This is a genomic window from Microbispora sitophila, assembly GCF_014892245.1.
GTDB lineage: Bacteria > Actinomycetota > Actinomycetes > Streptosporangiales > Streptosporangiaceae > Microbispora > Microbispora siamensis.
Window position 1 is genome coordinate 175,166 of record NZ_JADBGC010000014.1, and the last position, 18,133, is coordinate 193,298.

Annotated in this window: 15 protein-coding genes; 7 read left to right on the plus strand and 8 right to left on the minus strand. The window is 72.3% G+C overall.

The annotated features are described in order from the left end of the window. The first annotated feature begins 141 nt into the window (after nucleotides 1–141). On the plus strand, nucleotides 142–492 hold the full coding sequence (locus IL992_RS25755; protein ID WP_193205941.1) for a hypothetical protein: 351 nt from the start codon (nucleotides 142–144) through the stop codon (nucleotides 490–492). Here IL992_RS25755 and IL992_RS25760 read toward each other — a convergent pair. Further along, nucleotides 471–1,571, minus strand: a complete 1,101-nt coding sequence (locus tag IL992_RS25760) for a DUF4192 domain-containing protein (RefSeq protein ID WP_193205942.1) — start codon at nucleotides 1,569–1,571, stop codon at nucleotides 471–473. The genes IL992_RS25755 and IL992_RS25760 overlap by 22 nt on opposite strands. Nucleotides 1,572–1,790: 219 nt before the next feature. Between IL992_RS25760 and IL992_RS25765 the strand changes: the two genes are divergently transcribed. Further along, nucleotides 1,791–3,383: an ABC-F family ATP-binding cassette domain-containing protein gene (locus IL992_RS25765; RefSeq protein ID WP_193205943.1), complete on the plus strand. Its 1,593-nt coding sequence runs from the start codon at nucleotides 1,791–1,793 to the stop codon at nucleotides 3,381–3,383. On the opposite strand, the gene IL992_RS25770 is transcribed toward IL992_RS25765, so the two are convergent. Further along, on the minus strand, nucleotides 3,356–4,210 hold the full coding sequence (locus tag IL992_RS25770) for an EI24 domain-containing protein (protein WP_193205944.1): 855 nt from the start codon (nucleotides 4,208–4,210) through the stop codon (nucleotides 3,356–3,358). The genes IL992_RS25765 and IL992_RS25770 overlap by 28 nt on opposite strands. Before the next feature lie 10 nt (nucleotides 4,211–4,220). Further along, entirely contained in the window at nucleotides 4,221–4,808 is a 588-nt protein-coding gene (locus IL992_RS25775; RefSeq protein ID WP_193205945.1) for a Maf family protein, read from the minus strand. A 62-nt stretch (nucleotides 4,809–4,870) separates the two neighbouring features. Here IL992_RS25775 and IL992_RS25780 point away from each other — a divergent pair, with 62 nt between their 5' ends. Further along, entirely contained in the window at nucleotides 4,871–6,736 is a 1,866-nt protein-coding gene (locus tag IL992_RS25780) for a CASTOR/POLLUX-related putative ion channel (RefSeq protein ID WP_193205946.1), read from the plus strand. Nucleotides 6,737–6,756: 20 nt separating this feature from the next. On the opposite strand, the gene IL992_RS25785 is transcribed toward IL992_RS25780, so the two are convergent. Both IL992_RS25785 and IL992_RS25790 read right to left on the minus strand, forming a co-directional pair. Next, nucleotides 6,757–7,437, minus strand: a complete 681-nt coding sequence (locus tag IL992_RS25785; RefSeq protein ID WP_319018819.1) for a response regulator transcription factor — start codon at nucleotides 7,435–7,437, stop codon at nucleotides 6,757–6,759. Beyond that, on the minus strand, nucleotides 7,434–9,407 hold the full coding sequence (locus IL992_RS25790) for a sensor histidine kinase (protein ID WP_193205947.1): 1,974 nt from the start codon (nucleotides 9,405–9,407) through the stop codon (nucleotides 7,434–7,436). Before IL992_RS25790 ends, IL992_RS25785 begins: the two co-directional genes overlap by 4 nt. A 145-nt stretch (nucleotides 9,408–9,552) precedes the next feature. Between IL992_RS25790 and IL992_RS25795 the strand changes: the two genes are divergently transcribed. Next, a complete protein-coding gene (locus IL992_RS25795) occupies nucleotides 9,553–10,449 on the plus strand; it encodes a CPBP family intramembrane glutamic endopeptidase (RefSeq protein WP_193205948.1) in 897 nt (298 codons plus the stop codon). Here IL992_RS25795 and IL992_RS25800 read toward each other — a convergent pair whose 3' ends face one another. Continuing rightward, nucleotides 10,450–11,376 (minus strand): alpha/beta hydrolase, encoded by a 927-nt coding sequence (locus tag IL992_RS25800; protein ID WP_193205949.1) that lies wholly within the window; start codon nucleotides 11,374–11,376, stop codon nucleotides 10,450–10,452. Between the two features lie 149 nt (nucleotides 11,377–11,525). On the opposite strand from IL992_RS25800, the gene IL992_RS25805 reads away from it, so the two are divergent. Beyond that, the gene (locus IL992_RS25805; RefSeq protein WP_193205950.1) at nucleotides 11,526–12,401 is read left to right on the plus strand and encodes a helix-turn-helix domain-containing protein; all 876 of its coding nucleotides are present in this window, start codon (nucleotides 11,526–11,528) and stop codon (nucleotides 12,399–12,401) included. Between the two features lie 23 nt (nucleotides 12,402–12,424). Here IL992_RS25805 and IL992_RS25810 read toward each other — a convergent pair whose 3' ends face one another. After that, a complete protein-coding gene (locus tag IL992_RS25810) occupies nucleotides 12,425–12,973 on the minus strand; it encodes a TetR/AcrR family transcriptional regulator (RefSeq protein WP_193205951.1) in 549 nt (182 codons plus the stop codon). A gap of 152 nt (nucleotides 12,974–13,125) precedes the next feature. On the opposite strand from IL992_RS25810, the gene IL992_RS25815 reads away from it, so the two are divergent. Then, nucleotides 13,126–15,882 (plus strand): helix-turn-helix transcriptional regulator, encoded by a 2,757-nt coding sequence (locus tag IL992_RS25815; protein ID WP_319018820.1) that lies wholly within the window; start codon nucleotides 13,126–13,128, stop codon nucleotides 15,880–15,882. A gap of 7 nt (nucleotides 15,883–15,889) precedes the next feature. Here IL992_RS25815 and IL992_RS25820 read toward each other — a convergent pair whose 3' ends face one another. Next, a complete protein-coding gene (locus tag IL992_RS25820) occupies nucleotides 15,890–16,663 on the minus strand; it encodes an alpha/beta hydrolase (protein ID WP_193205952.1) in 774 nt (257 codons plus the stop codon). A 271-nt stretch (nucleotides 16,664–16,934) separates the two neighbouring features. Between IL992_RS25820 and IL992_RS25825 the strand changes: the two genes are divergently transcribed. Then, complete coding sequence (locus tag IL992_RS25825; RefSeq protein ID WP_193205953.1) at nucleotides 16,935–17,993, plus strand: alpha/beta fold hydrolase; 1,059 nt, start codon at nucleotides 16,935–16,937, stop codon at nucleotides 17,991–17,993. Nucleotides 17,994–18,133 lie beyond the last annotated feature (140 nt).

Here is an 18,133-nt window from a genome sequence, read left to right on the forward strand (position 1 = left end):
TCGATCGACTGCTCGGCTCTCTTCGAGTCTGCCTCCATCATGTGCCGCGTACGCACCCGGCGGCATCAGGGACATCCCCGACATCGCCCCGAGACCGTTCACTTAACGCCATCGTGATCCACGGCGATGTATACAAGCACTATGAGATGGCGAGATCGCTACGGGCTCCGGCGGCGCCGGGGGGCCCGCGTGGCCAAGTTCGACCGCGAGGCGACCGACGCCGACATCGAGGCTCTCATCGAGTTCGCCAAGACCCGGCGTGGAGTCGAGTTCTACGTCGAACCCGAGACCTTCGCGACCGACACCACCGCAGTGGCCGTGGCACACGACGGGGAGTGGACCCGTCGCCGCGTCGGAGCTCCCGCCGTGATCGCCAAGGTCGCCAGGGATCTCGCCCTTCCGGTGTACGACGTGCAGCTCACCGGTTATCCCGCCCGGATGCGGGCCTACAACGAGCGCCGTCGTCAGGCTCAGGGCGGCGACCCGGTCTGACGGCCGCCCGGGGCCGCCGCGGAGACCGGACCGGGCAGGTCCCGGGCCAGCAGGGCGCGCAGCGGTGCGAGCCAGATCGCCCGGGGAGGCCCCATCTCGTCGTCGAGCTCCTCCGGGGTCGGCATGCGGTCGCGGAGCATGGCAGGGGACATCATGTGCGCCAGGGCCTGCCGGAGAAGGAGCGCCATGGAATAGCCGGGGTCGGCGGCGAGCGCCCGCTCCAGCGCCATCCCGGCCAGCGCGCACTCCCCCCGGTGCCAGGCGGCGGCCGCCAGCAGTGAGGCCGCGGGCGCGACGTGGCCCGGCGCCAGCCGGCGGGTGAGGTCGCGCCACAGCGCGATGTGCGCGTCCCGGTCGTCGATCAACGCCCACGCCTCGTCGCGCACCCTGACCACGGCGAGGTCGAGCCCGAGCCGGGCGGCGCCCTCGTCGTCCAGCCGTCCCCCCGAGTCGTACAGGCCGATGGCCCTGCGCACCCGCGTCAGCCCCTCGGCCACGAACCGTGCGGCCATCTCGTCCGCGACCGGGCCCCCGGGCTCGGGCATGGCCCGCAGATCGGCCATGACGCGGAGGGTGACCTGCCGCATCGCCGCTCCGCCGCACGGCTGGACCGAGCGCCGCAGGCTGCCCCGGTCGGGCAGGGCGACCAGCCCGTGCATCACGGCCTCGGCGGCGACGTGGCTGCGCTCGGTGTCGTACGGCGTGCCCTCCGGTGGACAGCAGGTCGCGCTGCCGCAGGAGTAGGACCAGTAGCGACCGCCTTCGGCCCGGAGGCTCTCGGCCACCCGGATGCCTCCGGCGTGCAGCAGCCGGGTCACCGTGTCGACGGCCGGGGTAACCAGTGCGCCGGGACCGTAGCCGACGACGAACGCGGCGGTCACCGACTCGCGGCGCAGCAGCGTGACCAGCCGGTCGAGGTCCCCGGAGGCGACCGGCAGGTCCCAGCGCGTCGTCAGCCGCACCTCCGGGCCGGCGACGCCGGTGACGACGAGGCTGTCGGCGGGGTGGAACCCGACGAGGTAGGGCACGGCGGCGAGGATGTCCGCCGGCGAGGAGAGCACAAGCTTCGGGATCGTCATGGCCGCAAGCCTCGCCGGAGGGACACGCCCCCACGACGACCGAAGCGCGTTCTGGGGACAGCCGTCCTCCTGTGGACAACCGGGCAGCCGGAAAACCGTTGGCACCGGGCAGGGCACGCGGCCTACACTCGGCGCCATGTCTACGCCCCGGATCTCTTAGCTCGGACACCCGCTTCCACGCCACCCGTGTGTCCTTGAGCTTCTCCGGAGCGTCATCAAATGATCACCCTTCGCGGTGTCGACGTGCGCGTCGGCGCCCGTCTCCTGCTGTCGGACGTCACCGCCCACGTCGCCCCCGGCGACCGCGTCGGCCTGGTCGGCCGCAACGGCGCGGGCAAGACCACCCTGCTGAAGACCCTGGCCGGCGAACTGCAGCCGGCCGCGGGCACCATCACCCGGACCGGCCAGGTCGGCTATCTCCCGCAGGATCCCGCTGCGGCCGATCCGTCCCTCACCGTCGCCGGCCGCATCCTGTCGGCCCGCGGCCTCGACGAGGCCGAGCGCGCGCTGCGCGCCGCCGAGGCGGCCATGGCCGACCCCGCCCTGCAGGAGCAGGCGATGCGGCGGTACGTCCGGGCCGAGGCGGAGTTCGAGGCCCGCGGCGGGTACGCCGCGCAGGCCGAGGCCGCCCGCATCGCCGCCGGGCTCGGCCTGCCCGACCGGGTCATGACCCAGCGGGTCGGCACCCTGTCCGGCGGGCAGCGCCGCCGGGTCGAACTCGCCCGCATCCTGTTCGCCGGACAGGGCACGCTGCTGCTCGACGAGCCCACCAACCACCTGGACGCCGACTCGGTGGCCTGGCTCCGGTCGTTCCTCGCGAGCCGCACCGGCGGGCTGGTCCTGATCAGCCACGACACCGCGCTGCTCGACGACACCGTGAACAGGATCTGGCGCCTCGACGCCGACCGGGCCGCGCTGGAGGTGCACAACACCGGCTGGCGCACCTACCTGGCCGACCGCGACGCCGCCGAGCGCGGGCGCGCCCGGCAGCGGGCGGTCGCCGAACGCAAGGCCGCCGCGCTGCACGCCCAGGCCGACAGGATGCGCGCCGGCAAGGCGACGGCCGTACGGGCCAAGGAGATGGCACGCCGGGCCGACCGCATGCTGGCCGCGGTGGAGCCGGTCCGCCGCGCCGAGAAGGTCGCCCGCATCCGGCTGCCCGAGCCCGCCCCCTGCGGCCGCACCCCGCTCGGCGCGATCAGCCTGACCAAGGCGTACGGCGACCTGCGGGTGCTCGCCGGGGTGGACCTGGCCGTGGACCGGGGCAGCCGGCTCGTCGTGCTCGGTCTCAACGGAGCGGGCAAGACCACGCTGCTGCGGATCCTGGCCGGGCGGGAACGCCCCGACGCGGGCCGCGTGGTGCACGGGCCCGGTCTGCGGCTGGGCTACTTCGCGCAGGAGCACGACACGCTCGACCCGGCGCGCACCGTCGCCCAGAACCTCGCCGCCGCCGCGCCGCACCTGGGCGACGGCGAGGTGCGCCGGATCCTCGGTTCGTTCCTGTTCGCCGGGGACGACGCGGGCAAGCCCGCGGGCGTGCTGTCCGGCGGCGAGAAGACCCGTCTGGCGCTGGCCACCCTGGTCAGCTCGCAGGCCAACGTGCTGCTGCTCGACGAGCCCACCAACAATCTCGACCCGGCGTCACGGGACGAGGTGCTGGCGGCGGTCGCCTCCTACCAGGGCGCCGTCGTGATGGTCACCCACGACGAGAAGGCCGTGGAGGCCCTGCGCCCCGACCGCGTCCTGCTGCTGCCGGACGGAGTCGAGGACATGTGGAATTCCGGTTACGCCGGTCTCGTGTCCCTGGCCTGACCCCCCGGTGCCTGATCTCCCCGTGCCTGATGTCCCCGTGCCGGATCTCCCGGCGCGGTCGCCGGCGCCAGCCGTATGCGGACAAGCATGGCGGCGCCGGCGACCGCACCGGGCATCGCGACGACGCTGACGAGCGGCACCATGAACGCGAGGAAGAGCGGCACACCGAACCCGAGCGAGACGGACATGTTCGACCGGAGCAGGGCGAAGCGCTCCTTGCGCCGCAGGCCCCGGCGTTCCATTGCCAGGGCGGTCAGTTCGACCGTGAGGAAGAACCCGGAGACGAACGCCCCCACCACGGGCACCACGGTCTGCCCGACGACCGGCACGAAGCCGAGCACGAACAACGGCACGGAGAACAGCAGGACCCACCAGAGCGTGACGAGGCTGTCGCGGATCGATCGGAACAGGGACGCCCAGAAGGGCAGGTCACCGCCGCCGGGAAGCCCGCCGAGGTCCTCCTCGACCCGCTCCGACAGCTTCTCGTAGAACGGGTCGCCGATCACGAGCGTGACGGCGGTGAACGTCAGCACGGCGAGCGCGAGACCCGCCACGAAGATCATCACGCCGACCAGCGTGCGGAACCCGTCGCGCCAGCCCCAGTCGTCGGCGAACGGCGTCGCCCAGGCCGCCACGTCGGTCGCGTGCGTGCCCAGCCAGACCAGCGCCAGGGCGTAGAGCACCAGGGCGATCAGGGCCGGGATCAGCCCGAACAACCACCAGCGGGGATGCCGGGCGACCCAACCGAGACCCCGGAAGCAGAAACCGACTCCCTCGGCGAAACCGCCGACGCCGCGCCGTCCGGCGGGCCGCCCGATGCCACTCATGGCGGGCAGGCTAGCGCCACAAGGTCGTCACCGGCACGCCCAGATCGGCGAAAAGGCGGCGAAGCAGGGGCAGCGAGATGCCGAGCACGTTCCCGTGGTCGCCTTCGATGCCCTCCACGAACCAGCCGCCCAGGCCGTCGAGCGTGAACGACCCCGCCACGCGCAGCGGTTCCCCGCTGGCGACGTACGCCTCGATCTCCTCGTCCGACGGCGTGCCGAACCGCACCACGGTCGCCGCCACCTCGGACACCCTGCGGCCGCCGGCCACGTCGACCACGCAGTGCCCGGTCAGCAGCCGGCCGGTCCTGCCCCGCATCATGTGCCAGCGGCGCACCGCGTTCTCCGGCGTCCCCGGCTTGCCGTACGCGACGCCGTCGAGTTCGAGCACCGAGTCGCAGCCGATCACGATGCCGTCGGGGAGCGTCCGGGAGACGGCGTCCGCCTTGGCCACGGCCAGTTTCAGGCACAGCTCCCCTGGGGTGCCGGCCGTGATCGCGTCCTCGTCGACGCCGCTGACGATCACCTTGGGATCGAGCCCGGCCGCCCGAAGCACACCGAGGCGGGCGGGCGAGGCCGAGGCGAGCACCAGTTCCGTCACACGGTGAAGCCTAGTCGCTTCTACTATGTCTGACGTTTACCGATCACGTGCGGGGGATGCGGGTGTCAAAAGCCACGGTCAAAGAGCGTGCGCGCTACTGGTTCGACAACACCATGGCCAAGGGCACGGGCGCCCTCATCGGCTGGCTGGCCCTGGTGTCGCTGGTGCTCATCGTGGTCGTAAGCGCGCTGACGATGTGGCTCACCCCCGACGAGGCGTTACGGCACGACGGCTGGCCCGGAGTGTTGTGGCTGTCGCTCATGCACGCCCTCAGCCCGGGCAAGATCGCCGGAGACGCCGGCACGGCGCCCTTCCTCGCGATCATGCTGGGGGCGTCCCTCGGCGGCATCTTCATCGTCAGCATCCTCGTGGGCGTGCTCTCCGCCGGTCTGCGGGGCAAGATCGAGGAGCTGCGCAAGGGCCGTTCCCGCGTCATCGAGAGCGGCCACACCGTCATCCTCGGCTGGTCCGAGCAGCTCTACACGATCGTTTCCGAACTCGCGAAGGCGCACGCCAGCCAGCACGGCTCGGTCATCGCGATCCTGGCCGACAGGGACAAGCCGGCCATGGAGGACGCCATCCGGGCCCGGGTGGGCGACACGGGCAAGACGCGCCTGGTGTGCCGCACCGGCCGGCCCACCGAGCCGACCGACCTCGACCTGCTGAGCCTGAGCACCGCGCGCACGGTCGTGGTGCTGTCCCCCGAGAAGGACGACCCGGACGCGCACGTCATCAAGACCCTGCTCGCCCTGGCCAAGCGGGCCGGGGACCATCCTCCGGTCATCGCCGCCATCGCCTCCTCACGCAACATGGCCGCCGCCCGGCTGGCCGGAGGGCCCGGCGTCCACCTGGTCGACAGCGACGACATCGCCGCCCGGCTGATCGTGCAGTCGTCCCGGCAGTCCGGCATGTCCGTCGTCTGCATGGACCTGCTGAACTTCGACGGCGGCGAGATCTACCTGCGCCGCGATCCCTCTTTGGCGGGCAGGTCGTACGGAGAGGCCCTCGACGCGTACGCGACCGCGACCGTCCTCGGCGTGCGCACACCCGGCGGTGTGGTGCTCAACCCGCCGACGGACACGGTGATCGGGGCATCCGACGAGATCGTCGTGCTCGCCCAGGACGACTCGCTCATCCGCCTGGCGAACGGCACGGCTCCCGCGGACGAACGGCACATCGTTCCCGCGACGGCCCCGGAGCCGGCCGCCGAGCGGACCCTGATGCTCGGCTGGAACGGCCGGGCCGCGCGGATCATCCGCTACCTGGACGGCTACGTGACCCCCGGATCGGTGCTCGACGTCGCCGGCGACCACCCCGGCGCCGGCACCGGCCTGGCGGACCTGCGCAACCTGACGGTGAACGTCAAGGAGTGCGACGCCACCGACAGGTACGCCCTGGAGTCCCTCGGCGTCGGCGTCTACCAGCACGTCATCGTGCTCTCCGACGACCGGTACGATCCCCGCCACGCCGACACCCGGACGCTGATGACGCTGCTGCAACTGCGCGACATGCAGGCGACCCTCGGGGAGAAGTACTCGATCGTGAGCGAGATGCACGACGAGAACAACCGGGCGCTCGCCGAGGTCACCGAGGCCGACGACATCGTGATCAGCGACACCGTCATCGGCCTGCTGCTCGCGCAGCTCGCCGAGAACCCGCACCTCGCCGAGGTCTTCGGCTACCTCTTCGACTCCGCGGGCTCGGAGGTCTATCCCCGGCCCGTGGGAGACTACGTGACCACCGGCGTGCCCGTCGCCTTCCGCACGATCGTGGAGTCGGCCCTGCGGCGTGGCGAGACCGCGATCGGTTACCGCGTGGCGGCGAGGTCCGGGACGCCGCCCCACTACGGCATCGTGCTCAACCCGGACCGGTCCCGCGCGGTGACGTTCACGCCCGGCGACTCCGTGATCGTCCTCGCCGAGCGCTGAGCCCGGTCGGCCCCCACCGCTCACTCGCCGAGGCCGGCGCGGCGGGCGCGGACCACGGCCTGCGCCCGGTCGGCGACGTGGAGCTTGGCGAAGACGGACGTCAGGTGGTTCTTCACGGTCTTCTGGCTGAGGAACAGGGCGCGGGCGATCTCCGCGTTCGACTTGCCGGACGCGAGCAGGTCGAGGATCTCCCGCTCCCTGGCGGTCAGCTCGGGGAACGGCGTGACGGCCGGACCCGGCGCCAGGAACCTGCGGATGCGCCGGGCCACCGCGGGGCCGTACACGGCCTCGCCCCGCGCGACGGCCCGGACGGCGGCGATGAACTCCGCCCCGCCCGTGCCCTTGAGGACGTAGCCGCGCGCGCCCGCCCGCAGGGCGGCGAACACCGACGCGTCGTCCTCGCTCATCGTCAGCACGAGCACACCGAGGCCGGGATCGCGGTCGATCAGCCGGCGGGTGGCCTCGATCCCCGAGGTGCCCGGCATCACCAGGTCCATCACGACCACGTCGGGCCGCAGCGACAGGGCGAGGGCGACGGCCTCGTCGCCGTCTCCCGCCTCGCCCACCACCTCGGCGCCGCCGACCTGTTCGAGCAGCGCCCGCAGGCCGTGCCGCAGCAGCGGGTGGTCGTCCACCAGCAGGACGCGCACCGGCTCGGTGGCCTCGGGATCGGCCCTGGCATCGGTCGCGGAATCGATCACAGCGGCAGCACCGCCTCCACCGTCGTGCCCGCCCCTGAGGCGGACGTCCTGCGCAACACGCCGCCGAGTTCCGCGGCGCGCTCTCTCATGCTGCCCGATCCCACGCCCTCGACGAGCGGCTCGGGCAGCCCCCGGCCGTCGTCGCTGACGCGCAGGACCAGTCCGTCCCGCTCGATCCGGGCGACGATCTCGATGGTCCGGGCCCGCGCGTGGCGCAGGGCGTTGGCCAGGGCCTCCTGAGCGATGCGGTAGGCCGCCACCTCGACGGCGGCGGGCAACTCGGGCAGCGGCTCCGGCACCCGGACCATGACGGCCGGACCGCCCTCCGCGGCCTCCTCCGTGTCCAGGGCCAGGTCCTCCAGGGCCCCGGCCAGCCCGAGCTCGTCCAGCGCCGGCGGCCGCAGGTCGTGAACGATTCTCCGCACGTCGCCGACGAGGCCCTGGACGAGCTGCCTGACCTCCGACAGCGACGACCGCGTGGCCGGCGACACGCCCGCGGCGGTGGCCTCTATCACGTCGAGCCGTACGCCGATGGCGGCCAGGCCGGGCCCGAGACCGTCGTGAAGGTCACGGCGGAGCCTGCGCCGTTCCTCCTCCCTGGCGATGACCAGCCGCTCTCGCGACGTCTGCACCTCTGTGGCGAGCCGTACGGCGGCGAGGGCGACCGCGAGCTGGCGGGCGAGGTCGTCGAGCACGGCCAGGTCGGCCGCCGACAGGGCTTCGCCCGGCGAACGGGGGGCCGCGCGCAGCTCCCCCTCCACGCGTCCGCCCACCACGAGCGGCAGCCGTACGCCGTCGCCGGGGACGCCGCCCTCGGCGCAGACCGGAGTGCCGTCTGCGGCGAGCACGGCGACCGCGGGCAGCCGCAGCGTGTGCGCCACGGTCTCCGCCGCGCGGTCGAGCAGCCGCGTCGGGTCGGCCGACGACTCCAGGCGCTGGCCGAGCAGGGACAGCGCGGCGGCCGGGTCGCCCCGGTTGCCGAACAGCAGACGGCCGACGGCCCGCTGCGCGGCGTCGCGTACGGGTGCGAACGCCAGCGCGACGACGGCGGTGGCGGCGAGCGGCTGGAGGACTCCGCTCCCGGTTCGCAGGAGCGTGCCGATCGTGGCCACGGTGACCAGGTAGGCACCGAGCAGCACGACCGTGACCAGCGCGTACACGACGGTGCGCCGGATCAGCACCTCGATCTCGAACAGCCGGTAGCGGAAGATCGAGACCGTCGTGGCCGCGGGGAACAGCGGCAGTACCGCGGCCTGCAGCCACACCCCCACGGGCGGGTCGGGCGGCAGCAGATTGTCGGCGACGACCGAGAGCCCCACCGCGACGACGGCCGCGAACACCGGCAGGAGGCGGCGCCTGTTGTCCGAGCGCGTGACCCGGGTGGCCAGCGCCGCGACCCCCGACAGGGCCAGCCCGGTCACCACCACGCCGAAGGCGACCTTCGCGACGGGATCCGTGGGGACGAACCCGAAGGAGCTGGGCACCTCGTGTCCCCAGACCCAGACGCGGTCGCGGAGCATGAGCATGATCTGGAGCACCGCCATCGCGGCGATGGCCGCCACCAGCACCGGCCGCCAGCGCGGCGACGGCAGCCGCCCGTCGGGCAGCAGCAGCGGCAGCAGCAGGAGCGGCCCGAAACCGGTGAAGAACACCCAGTTCGTCACCCACGCGGCGAGCAGGGCTCCGGGCAGCCCGTGCGGCTGGGCGTACGCGGCGTATCCCCCGGACAGCGCCTGGAGCGCCAGCCCGGCGCCGCTCAGGCAGAACAGGCGGCCGATGGGGTGCCCGGGCCACCGCGACAGGATCAGCGCGCCGACCGCCGGGCAGGTCAGGCCGACGACCGCGTCCAGCACCAGATAGGTGGTGTCGGGCGCGGGCACGGCCGTGGTGAGTGCGACGCCGGCGACGACGGCCGCCCCGCACAGGACGGGGATCGCCCAGAGCCATCGGGACCACGCACCGCTTCGCATCAGGACATCATTGGACATTCCTCGCCTCGAAGGGAATGGGACCCGGGTCCCGTCCCACCCGGGACCCCCTTGGGCCCGGACGCCGGGACGGGAACGGGACCCGGCCCTCAGGCGGACGGGACCGCCGGGACGCTGGAATCGGCCCATGCGAACGAACACGTCAACCGCCATCCCCAGCGAGGCCGCCGCTCCCGCCGCCCGCGAGCCGCGGCTCGCCGTGTACGGCGTCACCCTGGCCGCCCTCGTGCTGCCCGTCGTGGCCCTCGCCGTCTCGCAGGGCGCCGACCTCGACCGGATCGGCGACGCCCCGATCGGCACCCAGATCGCCGTCTACAGCCAGGCGTTCATGCCCGCGCTCGCCGCGCTCGTCGCGTGCCTGGCCGGTGGCGGTGTCCGCGCCCTGGACTGGGGTTTCCACCGGGTGCCCTGGCGCACGCTCGCCGCCGCGTGGGCCGTGCCCGTCCTCGGCACCGGCCTCGCGTACGGCACGGCCTGGCTGACCGGCGCCGCCCGCTTCGACCCGGGCAACCTCACCGCGTCCACCGGGCTGCACCCGGCGCTCGGCGTGGTGCTCGGCCTCGTTCCCGGCGTGGTGCCGTTCGTCGTCCTGGCGCTCGGCGAGCAGCTCGGCTGGAGCTCCCTGCTCGTCACGAGGCTCGCCAAGCGCAGGGGCCCCGCCGCGACGGCGGTGATCCTCGGCCTGGCCTGGGCCTCGTTCCACTACCCCCTGATGCTGTTCGTGCCGGGGGCGGTGGAGGAGGGCGTGCCAGTGCCGTACGCGCTGCTGATGTTCACGCTCCAGACGGTCACGCTGGCCTTCCCGCTCGTGTGGCTGCGCCTGCGTACGCGGAGCATCTGGCCGGTTCTGGTGTTCCACGCCACGGTGAACGCGTCGCTGTACTTCGTGGCCGAGGCGATGACGTCGGCGCACGACAGGTCGGCCTGGATGGTCGGCGAGGGCGGCGCCCTCACCACGGCGGGGCTGGCGGTGGCCGTGCTCCTGACCAACCGCCTGTGGCGGCGCCCCCGCTCGTCCCGCTAGCTAGGCCGTCCGGCTCAGGTTCTCGCCGAAGAAACCGGCGATCCTTTCGACGGCGTGATCCACGTAATTCTGCTTGTCATAGAGGTCGACGTGGCTGGCGCCGTCGATCCAGTAGATCTCCTTGGGACCGGTGGCACGCTGGAAGGCTTCGATGCTCATCCAGGACGTGACGGCACGGGTGCCGACGATCATGAGCAGCGGCCGGCCCCCGATCAGCGGGATCGGCGCGAAGGCGTCGAAGGCCGCCATCCTGTCGATGCTGTTCCAGGTGAGAAAGCCCGCTGAGCGGGGGTGCCGGCCACGTTCGGTGCGGTAGTACTCGAAGCCCTCGGCACCGTGCTCTCCGCCGAGCGCGTAGGCCTCCTCGACGGTGTCAGGGAAGAGGGTCAGGACGGGCGGTTCCTCGCCCCGGGCCTCGACGGTGCGTGCGTGGGCCGCGGCGTCCAGCATGCCGAGGAACACGGCCGGGTCCTGGGCGCCGTCGGCACCCAGGCGGAACTGACGGGCGACGTCGACGGCGCTGACGGTGGCGACGGCCTTGACGCGGCGATCGCCCGCGGTGGCCGTGAGGGCGTAGCCGCCGGAGGCGCAGATGCCGAGCACGCCGATGCGGTCCGGATCGACCTCGCCGCGGCTGGTCAGGAAGGAGACGGCGGCCTTGAGGTCCTCGACCCGCTGCGCGGGGTCCTCCAGGCCGCGCGGTTCGCCGCCGCTCTCGCCCTGGAAGGCCGCATCGTAGGCGAGCGCGACGAACCCCCTTTCGGCCAGGTGGCGGGCGTAGAGGCCGGCGGCCTGCTCCTTCACACCGGTGCCGGGGTGTCCGACGACGATCGCCGGACGCGGCCCCTCGACCGGGGTGTCGGGAAGGTGGAGATGGCCGGCGAGCGGGATACCGGCGCTGTGGAAGGTGATGTCGATCTTCGCCACGGAACTCTCCGAGTGGTCAGCCGGCCCGGCACTATGCCGGGCACGTGTCCACAGTCGTCGCGACCCTGGACAGGCAAAAGCGGCGAGTTCCTGCCTGGGAAAAAACCTGCCCCTCATCCCCGCCACCGCAGGTCCGCACAATGGAGGACATGACCAGCGCATCCGGCCCCGGCGAACTCGGCGCCTTCCTCAAGGCCCGCCGGGCACAACTGGCCCCACGGGACCTCGGCCTGCCCGAGCAGGACTCCCGGCGCAAGGTCGCGGGGCTCCGCCGTGAGGAGGTCGCCCAGCTGGCCGCGATCAGCGTCGACTACTACACACGGCTGGAGCAGGGCCGTGTCCGAGCGTCCGCTTCGGTGCTCGCCACGCTGGCCCGCGCACTGCGCCTCGACGACGACCAGCAGCGGTACCTGTATCAACTGGCCGGCAAGACCGACGCCCGGCCTCACAGGCGCCAGCCCTCGCAACGCGTGCGCCCTGCCATGCGGCGCCTGCTCGACCAGCTCACCGCGACCCCCGCCATCGTTTTGGGCAAACGGCTGGACATCCTCGAGTGGAACGCCTGCGCCGCCGCCTTGTACACCGACTTCTCGCAGCTCCCGGTGGACCGGCGCAACTACCTCTATCTGCTGTTCTCCGACCCGATCATCCGGAGCATGCACCTGGAGTGGGAGCACGACGCCCGCGACGCCGTCGCCGCCCTGCGCATGGAGTCCGCGGCCGATCCCTGCGACCCGGAGCTCGCCCGGCTCGTCGGCGAGTTGTCCGTGCGGGACGCCGACTTCCGTACCTGGTGGGCGGAGCAGCGCGTCAACAACGCCGCCTACGGCACCAAGCGCTACCGGCATCGGCTGGTCGGCGATCTCACCCTCGACTGCGACACGTGGAGTAGTCCCGACGGCTCGGGACAGCGCCTCATGATCCTCACGGCCGAGTCCGGTTCGCCGTCGGATGACGCGCTGCGCATCCTCACCTCGTGGGCGCCCGGGCAACCGAGCGGGAGCCTCTCCCCCACGTCCGGATGACCCGCACGCCACCACCGTGGGGGTCAGCGCGCCCGTGGGACGCCGACGCCTCGCAGCAGCGTGTCGACCACGACGTCGGCGGCCTGCGCGGCGCTCAGCTCGGACAACTCCTCGGCGGCCTGTTCCATCAGCGGCGGCAGGACGGTGGCCACCCAGCCGGGCGGCAGGTCGGAGCGCAGCAGGCCCTCGTCGGTCGCGCGCTGCAGGAAGGCGTCGACATCGTCGATCAGGCGGCGGCGCTCGCGGAGCGTCACTTCGCGGAGCATACGGCTCGTCTCCACGGGCCATGTGCGGTTGACGGCGATGATGCCCTCGACGTAGAGATGCAGTGCGACCTCGACCGGGGCCTCGTGCAGCCTGGCGGCCTTGATGACCTCCTCGACCGCGTCGTAGCGCGCTGCGTAGACCGCGGCCATGAGGTCTTCACGGGAGGCGAAGCGGCGGTAGACGGTGCGGCGGTCCACTCCTGCCGCGGCCGCGATGGCGGCGACGGTCACCGAGGGGTCGTCGGCGAGCATGCGGGCGCCCGTGCTCAGGACGCGTTCCAGGTTGCGCGTCGCGTCTGCTCTCACCCGCCCAAGATACCCGTCACGTAGCACATGACGGAACTTAGTGTCACAATTCAAGAGACATTACGCCATTAAGAGCACCATCTATGAGGCAGTTACAGCATCGGCCCGATGACGTGTTCATGATCGGCCATACCTGTAGAAATGAGGGAAGCGTGGAGTCGCTCGTCTCGACGATGGTGGGCCGGGATGACGTCCAAGGGGAACTGTCCGCGTTCATGACGACCGCCGGGGGGCAGGCCCTCATCCTGAGGGGCGAGACCGGGGTCGGCAAGAGCGCCCTGCTCGACCACGTGGCCGGCCTCGCGTCCGCGGAGAACCACCGGGTGATCCGCGCCGCCGGGGTCGAGGCGGAGGCGGAGCTGCCCTTCGCCGGCCTGCACCAGCTTCTGTACTCGCTGCTGCCCCGCTCGGCCGAACTCGGCGAAGGCCGCCGTGTCGTCTTCGACGTCGCCTTCGGGCTGCGCGAGGGGACGGCGCCGTCGGTCATGTCCCTCGGCATCGCCGTCCTCGACCTGCTGTCTTTGGCGGCATCGGAGAAACCGCTTCTGCTGTTGCTCGACGACGGTCAATGGATGGACGCTTCCAGCGCCGAGGTGTGCGGGTTCGTGGGGCGCCGGCTCACCGGCACATCCGTGAAAATGCTCATCGCCGTACGGTCCGACGTCGGCTCGCGGTTCGACACGGCCGCGCTTCCCGAACTCCCCGTGGCGGCACTGTCGGAGGAGGCCGCCGGGCACCTGCTGGATATGCGCCATCCGCAGCTCGACACGCAGACCCGGCGCATCGTCCTGGAGCACGCCATGGGCAACCCCTTGGCGCTCTTGGAGCTGCCCGCCTACCTGAACGGCGGCCACACCGGCCGCGCGGCCGAGGAACGCCTCGGATTGGGCAACATCCCACTGTCGCGCCGTCTACAGCACGTCTACGGCGTCCGCATCGAACGGCTGCCCGGTCCCGTACGCGAGGAACTGCTGCGCGGCGCCCTCGACGGTGTCGGGGCGGGACCGGGCGGCAACCGTGCCCCCGGCGCCCGCTACCGCATGCGCGGGGCCGACGAAGCGGTCGCGGCGGGCCTCCTGGACACCGACCCCGCCACCGGCGACCTCGTATTCCGGCACCCGCTGATCCGCACCACCGTCGTTCAGCTGGCGACCCCCAACCAGCGCCGCGCGGCACACGCCGAGCTCGCGCGGGTGCATCGCGACGACGTCGAGCGGCGCGCCCGCCACCTGGCGGTCTCGGTCGTGGATCCCGACGAGGAGGTGGCGGCCGCGTTGGAGGCCGCGGCCGACTCGGCGACCCGGCGCGGCGGCGCGGTCGCGGCCGTGGCCTGGCTGACCCGCGCGGCGGAGCTGAGCGAGAGCCTCGCCGACCGCTCCAGGCGGCTCGGCGACGCCGCCTTCATCGCCGGACATGCCGCGCTCCTGGACCAGGCGCAGAAACTCGTCCGCTCGGACTCGCTGCCGGGCGCGATCGAGTCCCCCGCCACGGTCGTCACCTCCGCCTACGTGGCCCTGTACGAAGACGGCGACGTACGCTCCGCGCATCGCCACGTCGCGGCGGCGATCGAGAGCCTGCGAAAAGACGGCGTGCACGAGCCCACCGAAGAACTCACCCGGCTGGTGAACGTGCTGCTGGCCATCAGCCAGTACGCGGGCGACGCCGTGCTGTGGGACCGCACCGACCAGCTCATGGACGCTCTGGGGAACCGAGTCGACACGCGCTCGGCGATCTACCGCGACGCGTGGAGCGACGTCGTCCGTCACGGCGCGGGCGTGCACGAGCGCGTCGAGCGGGCCTTCACCGGCGTCTCGGAGCTGGAACCGTGGGACGTCTCGCGCCTGGCCGTCGCCGCCTACCATGTGGACACGCTGAACCAGTACCGCCCCTACCTGCAGCGGGCCGTCGACCGTGAGGTGGAGACCGGCGCCGTGGCCAACGGCATGACCATGCTGCACCTGATCATGCTCGGCCAGCTGGCCGCCGGCGAGTGGGACGACGCCGAACGGACGGGACAACGTGCGCTGGAGCTGACCACGTCCCGCGGAAACGCGCTGTTCACCCATCACACCCGCGCCTATCTAGGGCTCCTGGCCGCCATGCGCGGCCAGGTCGAACGGGCCCGGGAGTCGCAGGCCGTCCTGGACGCTTGGGCCCGCCCGCGCGGCGTGGGATTCCTGACCCAGATCGCCGACGCCATCGGCACGGCGGCGGCCCTGAGCGAGGGTGACTACGAAGCCGCCTATCTGTACGCCATCGGCATCACGCCGCCGGGATCGTTCGAGCGCTGCGCCCATCAGGCCGCACGCACGCTGCTCGACCTGGTCGAGGCCGCCGTGCACACCGGGCGCCTGGAGCAGGCCCGCAGGCACGCCCAGGCCGCCTCCGACGCCGGCCTGCCCGCCATCTCCCCCCGGCTGGCCCTCATCACGTACGGCGCCCTGGCGATGACGGCCACCGATGAGAAGGAGGCCGACGACATGTACGCCCGGGCCGAGGCCCACCCTGCCGGAGCCGGCTTCCCGTTCGAACTGGCGCGCATCCGCCTGGCCCACGGCGTCCGGCTCAGGCACACCCAGGGGCCCAGGGCCGCACGACCCGTCCTGGTCCGCGCCGCCGAGTCCTTCGAACGGCTCGGCGCCACAGGCTGGGCCGAACGCGCCCAGGCCGAGCTGCGCGCCTCAGGGGCGCCCGCCCGCGCGTCGCTGTCGCATCTGACCACGCTGACCTGGCAGGAACGCCGCATCGCGGAGCTGGCCGCAAGCGGGCTGACGAACAAGGAGATCGGCGAACGCATGCACCTGTCCCCGCGCACCGTCAGCTCTCATCTCTACCGCGTCTTCCCGAAACTGGGCATCACCTCGCGTGCCGCACTGCGCGATGCTCTCGGCAAGGCCGGCGATGCCTGAACCCTCTTCACCACTCCGACGGGTCGGCGCGCACCCCTCGCTCGGCGAGCCAGACCAGTACGTAGTCGGCGATCGCCCGCCAGCCGCTGTCGACGACCAGCGAATGGGCCCGGTCCGGGAACTGCTTGAAGCTGCTGGTGGCCGTCGAGTCGCCGTACAACTTGTACACGGCCCGGGTGACGTGGTCGGGCACAAGCCGGTCCTCCTGCCCCGAGATCAGCAGCAGCGGGCCGCGGCCGGTGTTGCCGTGGTCCACGACCGCCCGCGGGTGCCGTACGGCGCCGCCATGTCCCAGCTCGGCCAGCAGCCGGCGTGACCCGGGGACGACATGGCGCTCGAACAACTCGGCAGACTCCTGCTCGGTGACCGCGTTGGCGAACAGCCGCCGGAACCTCCCGGCGTCCATCGACACCGGCCACGGCTCCCCGGGCGCAGGGGCGGCCGCGTGATCGACCGGGGCGGGAGCGATGGCGACCGCGGCGCGGCCGGCGTTCGTGCCGAGGAGGTGCTGCGCGATGAGCCCGCCCACCGAGTGGCCGACGATCACGGGCGGGGTGTCGAAGGAGCGGACGATGCGCGCGTAGTGATCCGTGAGTTCGTCGAGCCCCAACTCCTGGAGCGCCTCGGGACGCCGGCGGGCCTCGCCCACCGTGGCGGGTTCTCCAGGCCAGCCCGGCGCGCAGACGGCGAACCCGAAACTGGAGAAGCGCCCGTTCCATGATTCCCACGACGACGCGTGGAGCCACGCGCCATGGATGAAGACGACGGGAGTGGAGTTCACGGATCCTCCGGAAAGGCTCAGGACCAGGCCTGACCAAGGATTGTCCGGATGCGCCCGGAGCGGAACAGTCGAATGACTTAACATTCCCGTCCGCCCTGCGTCGCCGGTCCGGCGAGGTCTGCCCGGCCACGTGCTCGGGGGGAATGTCTCGCGCGGCCGGCACGGCTGCCGTTCGCGAAGTCTCACCGTCATCTGACTGATGTGCCGGGTTCCCCTGCCAGAAACAGTAAGCGATGCCGCATTCCCTGTTACACGACACGGAGGACTCCACATGATCGACAGGCGCACCTTCGGCAAGGTCGTCGGTTTGGCCACCGGCGCGACCGTCGCCTCGCTGGCGGGCCTACAGGCGTCCCCGGCCGCCTCCGCCACCCCGCGCGGGGCGGCCCCGACGTTGCCGACGATCGCGCCCGGCACGCACACGTCGTTCGCCTCGCTGAAGCAGGTCAAGGCCGGGCTGCTGGACGTCGGTTACGCCGAGGCGGGCCCGGCCCGCGGGCCCGTGGTCATCTGCCTGCACGGCTGGCCGTACGACATCCACAGCTTCGTCGACGTCGCTCCGCTGCTGGCGGCGCAGGGCTACCGGGTGATCGTGCCCTACCTGCGCGGTCACGGCACGACGCGGTTCCTGTCCGCCGAGACGTCCCGCAACGCCCAGCAGTCGGCGATCGCGCTCGACATCGTCGCCCTGATGGACGCCCTGAAGATCGACAAGGCCGTTCTCGCCGGCTTCGACTGGGGGTCGAGGACCGCCGACATCATCGCGGCCCTGTGGCCGCAGCGGTGCAAGGCGCTGGTGTCGGTGAGCGGCTACCTCATCACGAACCTCGAGGCCAACCTCGAGCCGCTGCCGCCGAAGGCCGAATACGCCTGGTGGTACCAGTACTACTTCGCCACCGAGCGGGGCCGGAAGGCCATGGAGAACAAGGACAAGCGCCACGACCTGACCCGGCTCGTCTGGGACACCGTCTCCCCGACTTGGGACTTCGACGACGCCACCTTCGAGCGCACGGCCGCGGCCTTCGACAACCCCGACTACGCCGCCATCGTGATCCACAACTACCGGTGGCGGCTGAGCCTGGCCGACGGGGAGCGCCGTTACGACGGTCTGGAGAAGCGGCTCGCCGACCGGCCGGTCATCGCGGTACCGACCATCACCCTGGACGCCGGGCGCGACCCCTTCACGGCGTCGCCGGGCGACGGCTCGTCGTACCGCGACATGTTCACCGGCCCCTACGAACACCGCACCCTGGAGGGCACCGGCCACAACCTGCCGCAGGAAGCGCCCACGGCCTTCGCCCAGGCCGTCGTCGACGTGGACCACCTCTGACGAACGCGACGACGGCCCACCACCTGCGATTCAGCGACAGCCTGCCGGATGCGATCCGGCAGGCTGTCGGTGCTTTCGTGCCCCTCAGAGTGCCGTCAGACGGTCTGCCTCCGCGGGCGACGGGGTGATCGCGAGCGCGT